This window comes from Gryllotalpicola sp., from assembly GCF_027352875.1.
In the GTDB taxonomy this organism is placed as follows: Bacteria; Actinomycetota; Actinomycetes; order Actinomycetales; family Microbacteriaceae; genus Gryllotalpicola.
The window spans coordinates 1-7,887 of sequence record NZ_DAIEII010000013.1; the positions used below are offsets into that span (position 1 = coordinate 1).

Consider the following 7,887-nt stretch of genomic DNA (forward strand, 5'->3'; position numbering starts at 1 on the left):
GGAAAGTTCGCCGCGTACCAGTCGCCCACCGCCACGGCCGCGCTCGTCGCGGCGGCGTCCGCGTGCCCGGCGAGCACCGACGTCACGGCGACGGAGACGGCCGTCCCGGCATCCGTCGACGACGACGGGAACTGCGGCCCCGTCGCGCCGGGGATCGGCGAGCCGTCCCGCAGCCACTGGTAGGCGAGCGTCGCGCCCGGCGCCCAGCCGGCCGTGGCCGCGCTCAGCATCGCGCCCGAGACCGCGGCACCCGAGACCGACACCGTCCCCGGTGTCTGGGTGCCGGGCCGCACCACGACCTCGTCGCTCGCCGCGAGCGCGCCGCGGTAGCCCGCGAGAGCACTGGTGACGACGACGAGAACGCGGTGCCCGGAATCCGCCGCCGTCAGGCCGTAGCCGGCGCCCGTCGCCCCGAGCACGGCCTCGCCGTCGCGATACCACTGGTAGCCGAGCACCGCGCCAGCCGGCCAGCCGCCGGGCACCGCGGTCAACGTCGAGCCGACAGCGGGCTCGCCCGAGAGCGAGACCCCGCCCCGCGTCTGAGAACCCGCGCTCACGATGATGCGGTTGCTGCGGAACACCCGGGTCGCATAGCCGGACAGGCTCGCGGTCACGGTGTACGAGAGCGCTCTGGCATAGTCGGCCGGGGCGACGGTGTACCGCAGCCCCGTCGCGCGCGTGATCGCGGCGCCGGCGCGATACCACTGCACGGCGGTCTTCTCGCCGTGCAGGAAGGTGCCCGTGCGTCCGATCTTCAGAGTTTCGCCGACCAGGATGGGCGCGCTGCCGAGACCGACCTTGATGGTCGGGAGCACGCCCGCCGTGGCGACGACGCCGCGCGAGGTCAGCGTGTGCGTGTGGTAGCCGAGCTGCCAGCCGACGACCTTGACCCTGAGCGTCTTGCCGACGTCGGTCGCGACCGGTCGGTACCGCGATCCGGTGGCACCGGCGATCTTCTTGCCGCCGCGAAGCCACTGGTAGACGAACCTCGTGCCCGGCGTCCAGGTGCCGTGCGACACCGAGATCGACGATCCGACCTGCGCGATGCCGTGCAATGAGAGAGCTCCCCAGCTGATGGGCCGGACCGCGACCGCCGTCGCCGGCGCAGCGGCGAGCGCGGGTGCGCCGAGAGCGATGATGGCGGCGAGCGCGGCGACAAGAGCGGCGCGACGGCGCGTTGAGATGCTGGTGCCTTCCTGGCTTTTCATGACTTCCCCCCGAAAGCCGGGTCATCCTGACCCTTGGATTATGCAAATACAAACCACTGGATATACGTGGCATATCCATAGAAATAACATAGTGTCGATACCCTCTCGACTCCGTTGAGCGCATGGATGCCCCCGGCATGCCCCCAGACCGCGGGGGATCCCGCCGCTCGAACGCTAGGCTCGCAGCATGTTCACGCTCCTTGTCACGCTCCACGTGCTGTTCGCCGTGTTCGTCATCGGCCCGCTCGCCGTGATCCCGCACCTCTCACTGCGCTTCGCCCGCAACCGCCAGGCCGACCAGGTGCGGAGCATCGCCACCCTCACCACCGTGTTCAGCTGGGCTTCGGTCATCGTCTTCGTGCTCGGTTTCGGTGCGCTCTCGTTCGACACGGAATCCGGCGTCGGCTTCGGCCAACTCTGGGTGTGGCTGTCGATCGTGCTCTACCTCGCGGCGTTCGCGCTCGCCTTCTTCGTCGTCGTCCCGTCGATGAAGACGGCGGCGACCGAGATCGAGGCGAACCCGGAGGGCACGGGCAAGCCCACCGGCTACGGCGCGCTCACCGCCACGGCGGGCGTGGTGTCGGTGCTGCTCCTGGCGATCGTCGTGCTCATGGCCCTCAGGCCCTGAGCGACCGCAGCAGAAGCGCCGTCGCCAGCGCGGCATAGGCCGCTTCGGCGCCCTTGTCCTCCTTCGACCCCGGGAGACCAGCGCGGTCGATGCCCTGCTGCTCGTCGTCGAGGGTGAGCACGCCGAAGCCCACGGGCTTGCCGGTGTCGAGCGCGACGCGGGTGAGGCCGTCCGTCGCGGCGTGCGATACGAAGTCGAAGTGCGGGGTGCCGCCGCGGATGATGACGCCGAGTGCCACGACGGCGTCGGCTCCGGCATCCAGCGCCGTCCTGCTCGCCACGGGCAGTTCGAACGACCCGGGCACGCGCACGAGCGAGAAGTCGGCGCCGGATTCCGCCAGCACGCGCCTGGCGCCCGCGATGAGGCCGCCGGCGATGGCCTCGTGCCAGAGCCCGGCCACGATGACGACGCGCAATCCCGTGCCGTCGAGCGGCTCGAAGGCGGTGGGGGCGCCGGATCCGGCCATTACTCGTGTCCGATCGTGATGGTGTGGCCGAGGCGGTCGCGCTTGACCGCGAGGTAGCCCTCGTTGAGCGCCTGCACGCCGACGACGAGCGGCACCTGCTCGGTGACGGCGATGCCGTTCGCGCGCAGCTGCGCGGTCTTCTCCGGGTTGTTCGTCAGCAGTCGGATCTCGTCGATGCCGATATCGCGCAGGATCTCGGCCGCGGCGCCGTACTCGCGCGCGTCGACGGGCAGGCCGAGTGCGGTGTTGGCGTCGACGGTGTCGAGGCCGTCCTCCTGGAGGCGGTAGGCGCGCAGCTTGTTGATGAGGCCGATGCCGCGGCCCTCGTGGCCGCGCAGGTAGATGACGACGCCGCCGACCTGCTGCACCTCGTCGAGCGCCGCATTGAGCTGCGGCCCGCACTCGCACTTCAGCGAGCCGAACACCTCGCCGGTGAGGCACTCGGAGTGCACCCGCACCAGCGCGCCGGGGGTCGCCGGGTCGCCTGCGACGATCGCGAGGTGGTCGGCGCCGGTCTGGTGGTCGTGGTAGGCGCGCATGCGCAGCGGGCCGTGGGTCGTCGGGGTCGTCGTCTCGACCTCGAAGCTGAGGCGGGGGGATGGCGCGGGCAGCGGCACCTCGTGCTCCGCGAGGTACGCCACCAGCGCCTCGATCGTGGTCACCGGAACACCCTCACGCTCGCCGAACTCGAGCAGCTCCGGCAGGCGCATCATCTCGCCGTCCTCCTCGCGGACGATCTCGCCGATGACGCCCACGGGGGTGAGGCCGGCGAGCCGCAGCAGGTCGACCGCCGCCTCGGTGTGGCCGCCGCGCTCGCGCACGCCGCCGTCGACAGCGCGCAGCGGCATGATGTGGCCGGGCCGGTTGAGGCTGCCGGCCGTCGCAGCCGCGTCGGCGAGCACGTTCACCGTGTGGGCGCGCTCGGTGGCGCTGATGCCCGTCGAGCGCCGGTCGGCGGCATCCACCGACACGGTGTAGTTCGTCGCCAGCGGGTCGCGGTTGTCGATGACCATGACGGGCAGCTCGAGGCGGTCGGCGATGGTGTTCGTCATCGGCGCGCAGATGAATCCGCTCGTCACGCGGATGGCCCAGGCCATGAGCTGCGGAGTCGCGAACTGCGCGGCGAAGATGACGTCGCCCTCGTTCTCGCGGTCGGCCGAGTCGGCGACGATGACGGGCTTGCCGGCCTGGAGTGCGGCGAGCGCGTCGGGGATGGTGGTGAGGCTCATGCGAGTCCCCTTTCGTCGGTCGGCTGCTCGGCGGCGCCGAGCGAGGAAGACCAGGCCGCCAGCCGTTGCAGCTGCCGGGCGGTGATATCGGTCTCGATGTTGACGCGGTCGCCGACGGCGAGGGTGCCGAGGGTCGTCGCGGCGAGGGTCTCGGGGATGAGCGAGACCTCGAACCAGGGCTGGGGGTCGGCGGCGTCGCTGACGGCGCTCACGGTGAGCGAGGTGCCGTCGACGGCGATGGAGCCCTTGCGCACGACAAGGGGTGCGTGCGCGGCGTCGATCGCGAAGCGGATGACCCGCCAGTGCTCGCCGGGCTCGATGCTCGCGACGGTCGCGGTGCCGTCGATGTGGCCCTGCACGAGGTGGCCGCCGATGGGGTCGCCGAGGTGGGCGGCCCGCTCGAGGTCGACCAGGCGGCCGGGAGCGGCATCCGACAGGGTCGACATGTCGAGGGTGATCCGCATGACGTCGGCGGCGAACCAGTCATCGCCCTGGTCGACGACGGTGAGGCAGACGCCGCTCACCGCGATGGAGTCTCCGTGGCGGGCGCCGGCGACGGCGCGCGGGCCGCGCACGGTGAGGCGCGCCGAGTCGCCCCGCTGCTCGACGGCGACGATCTCGCCGATCTCCTCGATGATTCCGGTGAACATCAGGACTCCTTCTCCGCGCGTTCGGCGCGGACCCAGATCGAATCGCCGACCATCGCGTGCTTCACGATGGCGAACGCCTTCTTGGCCGCGATCGTTCCCACGCCGAGGTCGCCGAGTGCAGTGTTCGGCCCGCCGAGCAGGCCGGGGCCGAGGAAGACCTCGAGCCGGTCGACGAGGTCGGCCTTGACGAGCGCGGCGCCGAGCGTCGGGCCGGGCTCGGCGAGGACGGTGAGGATGCCGCGCGCGGCGAGGTCCGCGAGCGCCGCAGCGAGGTCGCGGGTCGGCTCGAGGATGGGCTCGACGGGGTGATCGAAGAGCCGGGCCGCGGCCGGGACGGCGCGTTCGCCGACGACGACCGGCACGGGCTGGTGCGCCAGCAGCTCTCCGGCCGGGCCGCGTGCGGTGAGGGCGGGGTCGTCGGCGATGACCGTTCCGGTGCCGACGAGGACGGCATCCGACATCTCGCGCAGGGTGTGGACGGCGGCGCGCGCCTCGGGCGAGCTGATCCACTGGCTGGTGCCGTCGGCGGCGGCGACGCGGCCGTCGAGGGTCATCGCCCACTTGAGGGCGACATGCGGGCGGCCGTGGGCGGCGACGAAGAGCCAGTCGGCGAGGAAGGCGCGGACGTCGTCGGCGAGCACGTGCGGCACGACCTCGACGCCCGCCTCCCGCAGCCGCGCGGCGCCGCCGCGAGCCTCGGGGGTGGGGTCGTCGACGGCGTAGACGACGCGCGCGATGCCGGACTCGATGAGGGCGACCGAGCACGGCCCGGTGTGGCCGCGATGGTTGCACGGCTCGAGGGTGACGACTGCCGTCGCACCGCGCGTCTGATCGGGGGTCAGCGTGGCGAGCGCGTCGGCCTCGGCGTGGGGGGTGCCGACGCCGCGGTGCCAGCCCTCGGCGATGATCTCGTCGGCGGGGGAGAGGATGACGCAGCCCACCTGCGGGTTGATCCCGCGCGGACCGTTCTGGGCGAGCGCGAGCGCGCGGCGCATGGCCGACTCGAGAAGCTCGTCGCTCATTCCCTCACGCCCTTCTGGGCTCCGGGAACGGCTGACGCCGGGCGGCGCGGCACCTGCCGCGACACCGTGTGCTGCCTCCCATCCGGACTTTAACCGTCGGTACCGGAATTCCACCGGCTCAACCCCTCGCTCCCACCTGATGGTGGAGAACTACTACTAGGGGTTCGCGGACTATCACCGCCGGTTCGGACTCTCACCGACCCCGGAGCACACTGCTACAGGGATTCTAACGCCGCGCACCGGGTCGGTCATTCCCGCGAACTGCCAGAAATGCCGGAACGAGGACCGCGGGAACAGGCAGTTCCGGCAGTCCGCGGGATCAGAGCCAGTCGAGGGTGCGGGTCACGGCCTTCTGCCAGGTCGCGTAGCGGGCCTCGCGCTCGGCGGCGGGCAGCTGCGGCATCCAGCGCCGGCCCTCGGCCCAGTTCGCGGCGATCTCGTCGAGCGAGCCCCAGAACCCCACGGCAAGGCCCGCGGCGTAGGCGGCGCCGAGCGCGGTCGTCTCGGCGACGACGGGTCGCACCACCGGGATGCCCAGGATGTCGGCCTGGAACTGCATGAGCAGCTCGTTCGCGCTCGCCCCGCCGTCGACGCGCAGCTCGGCGAGTTCGATCCCGGCGGCGCGGGCGACGTCGATGACGTCGCGGCTCTGGAACGCGATGGACTCCAGCGCGGCGCGGGCCAGGTGCGCCTTCGTCACGTAGCGGGTGAGCCCGACGATCGCGCCGCGCGCGTCGGGTCGCCAGTACGGGGCGAAGAGCCCCGAGAACGCGGGCACGATGTAGGCCCCGCCGGTGTCGGGCACGGAGGCGGCGAGCGGCTCGATCTCCGCGGTGTCGCGGATGAGGCCGAGATTGTCGCGCAGCCACTGGATGAGCGATCCCGTCACGGCGACCGAACCCTCCAGCGCGTAGCGGGCCGGGGCTGAGCCGAGGCGGTAGGCGACGGTGGTGAGCAATCCGGCCTCGCTGCGCACGATCGTCTCGCCGGTGCCGACGAGGAGGAAGTTGCCCGTGCCGTAGGTGTTCTTCGCGCCGCCCGCGCCGAACGCCGCCTGCCCGAAGGTCGCCGCCTGCTGGTCGCCGAGGATGCCCGCGACCGGCGTCTCGCGCAGCAGGCTCGACGACTCGACCGTTCCGTACACTTCGGATGACGAGCGGACCTCGGGCAGCAGCGCGGCAGGGACGCCGAACGCGTCGAGCAGGTCGGGGCGCCAGCTCAGCGTCTCGAGGTCGAGGAGCTGGGTGCGGCTCGCGTTCGTGACGTCGGTGGCGTGGATCCCGCCCGCCGGCCCGCCGGTGAGGTTCCACAGCAGCCAGCTGTCGACGGTGCCGAAGGCGAGCTCGCCCGCCTCGGCCCTGCGCCTCGCGTCCGGGACGTTGTCGAGGATCCAGGCGATCTTCGTCGCCGAGAAGTAGGTCGACAGCGGCAATCCCGTCGCCGCGGCGAAGCGGCGCACGCCCAGCGGCGACGCGGCGGCGAGCGCGTCGACCATGGGTTGCGTGCGGGTGTCCTGCCAGACGATCGCGCGGTGGATCGGCACGCCCGTCGCACGGTCCCACACCACCGCGGTCTCGCGCTGGTTGGTGATGCCGACCGCGGCCACGTCGTGGCGGGTGATGCTCGCCCGGGCGAGCGCGACGCCGATGACCTCGCGCACGCCCGCCCAGATCTCCAGCGCATCGTGCTCGACCCAGCCCGGCTGGGGGTAGTACTGCGGGACCTCGCGCCGGCCGACGCTCACCGGCCGGCCGCCGCGGTCGAACACGATGGCCCGCGAGCTCGTCGTGCCCTGGTCGATCGCGAGGACGTACTGCGCGGTCATGCTGCCACGCTACCGAGTACTGATCAGTCGACCCAGACGACGAAGCCGGTGTAGTGGTTGACGGCGTCATCTACGTGACGGCGAACTCGGTCGAGGATCAGGAGCACGTCCGCACTGACGTCAAGGTCTCGGTGAGCTCCGGCGGGCTCGACGCGACGCCTCCGGCCTCGACGACCACGCTCGCGGTCTCGAAGACCTCCACGGTCTTCGGCGCATCGACGGCCATCGCCCTCAACGCAGCGGTCCCGGGCGGCCTCGGCACCCTCGCCGGTAGCGTGGGCTTCTACGAGGGGAGCAGGCTGCTCGCGACGAAGTCACGGTCCGGTGGCAACGCGTCCGTAGACCCTGTCCGCCTCAGGACACGCTGCCCGCCAGGCGTGATCAGCGCAGGCGCGGCAGCAGGCCGATCGCGTCCTGGGCGCGCTTCAGCGTCGCGTTCGCGATCGCCTCAGCCCGCTCGGCGTTCGCTGCGAGCAGGCGGTCGAGCTCGGCCGGGTCGGCCTGCAGCTCGAGGGTGCGCGCGCGCACCGGCTCGAACTCGGCCACGACCGCGTCAGCCACGGTCTTCTTGAAGTCGCCGTAGCCGCGACCGGTGAACTCGTCCTCGGCCTCCTGCTCCGACCTGCCGGTCAGCGCGGTGTAGATCGAGAGCAGGTTCGTGATGCCGGGCTGGTTCTCCCAGTCGAACCGGACGACGCCGAGAGTGTCTGTGACGGCGCGCATGATCTTCTTCGCGGTGACGCTCGGCTCGTCGAGGAGCCAGAGGATGCCGGCGTCCGACTCGGCCGACTTCGACATCTTCGCCGTCGGGTTCTGCAGGTCGTAGACCCGGGCGCCCTCCTCGGGGAACTGCGCCTTG

The 7,887-nt window shown here is 71.8% G+C and carries 7 protein-coding genes, 2 pseudogenes and 1 riboswitch; of the genes and pseudogenes, 1 reads left to right on the forward strand and 8 read right to left on the reverse strand.

Annotated elements, in window-relative coordinates:
- Positions 1-1,208, reverse strand: a pseudogene (locus M7D61_RS02035) (hypothetical protein); the annotation flags it as partial.
- Between the two features lie 187 nt (positions 1,209-1,395).
- On the opposite strand from M7D61_RS02035, the gene M7D61_RS02040 reads away from it, so the two are divergent.
- The gene (locus tag M7D61_RS02040; RefSeq protein ID WP_298227086.1) at positions 1,396-1,836 is read left to right on the forward strand and encodes a DUF2269 family protein; all 441 of its coding nucleotides are present in this window, start codon (positions 1,396-1,398) and stop codon (positions 1,834-1,836) included.
- On the opposite strand, the gene ribH is transcribed toward M7D61_RS02040, so the two are convergent.
- From ribH to M7D61_RS02075, 7 genes and pseudogenes are all read right to left on the reverse strand, one after another.
- Complete coding sequence (gene ribH / locus M7D61_RS02045) at positions 1,826-2,302, reverse strand: 6,7-dimethyl-8-ribityllumazine synthase (protein WP_298227087.1); 477 nt, start codon at positions 2,300-2,302, stop codon at positions 1,826-1,828. The two genes, M7D61_RS02040 and ribH, sit on opposite strands and share 11 nt — an antisense overlap.
- Positions 2,302-3,531 carry a 3,4-dihydroxy-2-butanone-4-phosphate synthase gene (gene ribB / locus M7D61_RS02050; RefSeq protein ID WP_298227089.1) on the reverse strand — a complete coding sequence of 410 codons (1,230 nt, stop codon included), beginning with the start codon at positions 3,529-3,531 and terminating at the stop codon, positions 2,302-2,304. Before ribB ends, ribH begins: the two co-directional genes overlap by 1 nt.
- A complete protein-coding gene (locus M7D61_RS02055) occupies positions 3,528-4,181 on the reverse strand; it encodes a riboflavin synthase (RefSeq protein WP_298227091.1) in 654 nt (217 codons plus the stop codon). Before M7D61_RS02055 ends, ribB begins: the two co-directional genes overlap by 4 nt.
- Complete coding sequence (ribD, locus tag M7D61_RS02060) at positions 4,181-5,203, reverse strand: bifunctional diaminohydroxyphosphoribosylaminopyrimidine deaminase/5-amino-6-(5-phosphoribosylamino)uracil reductase RibD (protein ID WP_298227093.1); 1,023 nt, start codon at positions 5,201-5,203, stop codon at positions 4,181-4,183. The genes M7D61_RS02055 and ribD overlap by 1 nt, the downstream gene beginning before the upstream one ends.
- A gap of 64 nt (positions 5,204-5,267) precedes the next feature.
- A riboswitch (FMN riboswitch) is annotated at positions 5,268-5,418 on the reverse strand.
- A gap of 104 nt (positions 5,419-5,522) precedes the next feature.
- The gene (gene glpK, locus M7D61_RS02065; RefSeq protein WP_298227095.1) at positions 5,523-7,028 is read right to left on the reverse strand and encodes a glycerol kinase GlpK; all 1,506 of its coding nucleotides are present in this window, start codon (positions 7,026-7,028) and stop codon (positions 5,523-5,525) included.
- 97 nt (positions 7,029-7,125) lie between these two features.
- The gene (locus M7D61_RS02070) at positions 7,126-7,254 is read right to left on the reverse strand and encodes a hypothetical protein (protein ID WP_298227097.1); all 129 of its coding nucleotides are present in this window, start codon (positions 7,252-7,254) and stop codon (positions 7,126-7,128) included.
- 155 nt (positions 7,255-7,409) lie between these two features.
- Positions 7,410-7,887, reverse strand: a pseudogene (locus tag M7D61_RS02075) (tryptophan--tRNA ligase); the annotation flags it as partial.

Excerpts from the sequence above, each read along its gene's own strand:
- M7D61_RS02040 (WP_298227086.1), top strand. The coding sequence starts at position 1,396 with ATGTTCACGCTCCTTGTCACGCTCCACGTGCTGTTCGCCGTGTTCGTC.
- ribB (WP_298227089.1), bottom strand. The coding sequence starts at position 3,531 with ATGAGCCTCACCACCATCCCCGACGCGCTCGCCGCACTCCAGGCCGGC.
- M7D61_RS02055 (WP_298227091.1), bottom strand. The coding sequence starts at position 4,181 with ATGTTCACCGGAATCATCGAGGAGATCGGCGAGATCGTCGCCGTCGAG.
- ribD (WP_298227093.1), bottom strand. The coding sequence starts at position 5,203 with ATGAGCGACGAGCTTCTCGAGTCGGCCATGCGCCGCGCGCTCGCGCTC.
- M7D61_RS02070 (WP_298227097.1), bottom strand. The coding sequence starts at position 7,254 with ATGGCCGTCGATGCGCCGAAGACCGTGGAGGTCTTCGAGACCGCGAGC.
- ribH (WP_298227087.1), bottom strand. The coding sequence starts at position 2,302 with ATGGCCGGATCCGGCGCCCCCACCGCCTTCGAGCCGCTCGACGGCACG.
- glpK (WP_298227095.1), bottom strand. The coding sequence starts at position 7,028 with ATGACCGCGCAGTACGTCCTCGCGATCGACCAGGGCACGACGAGCTCG.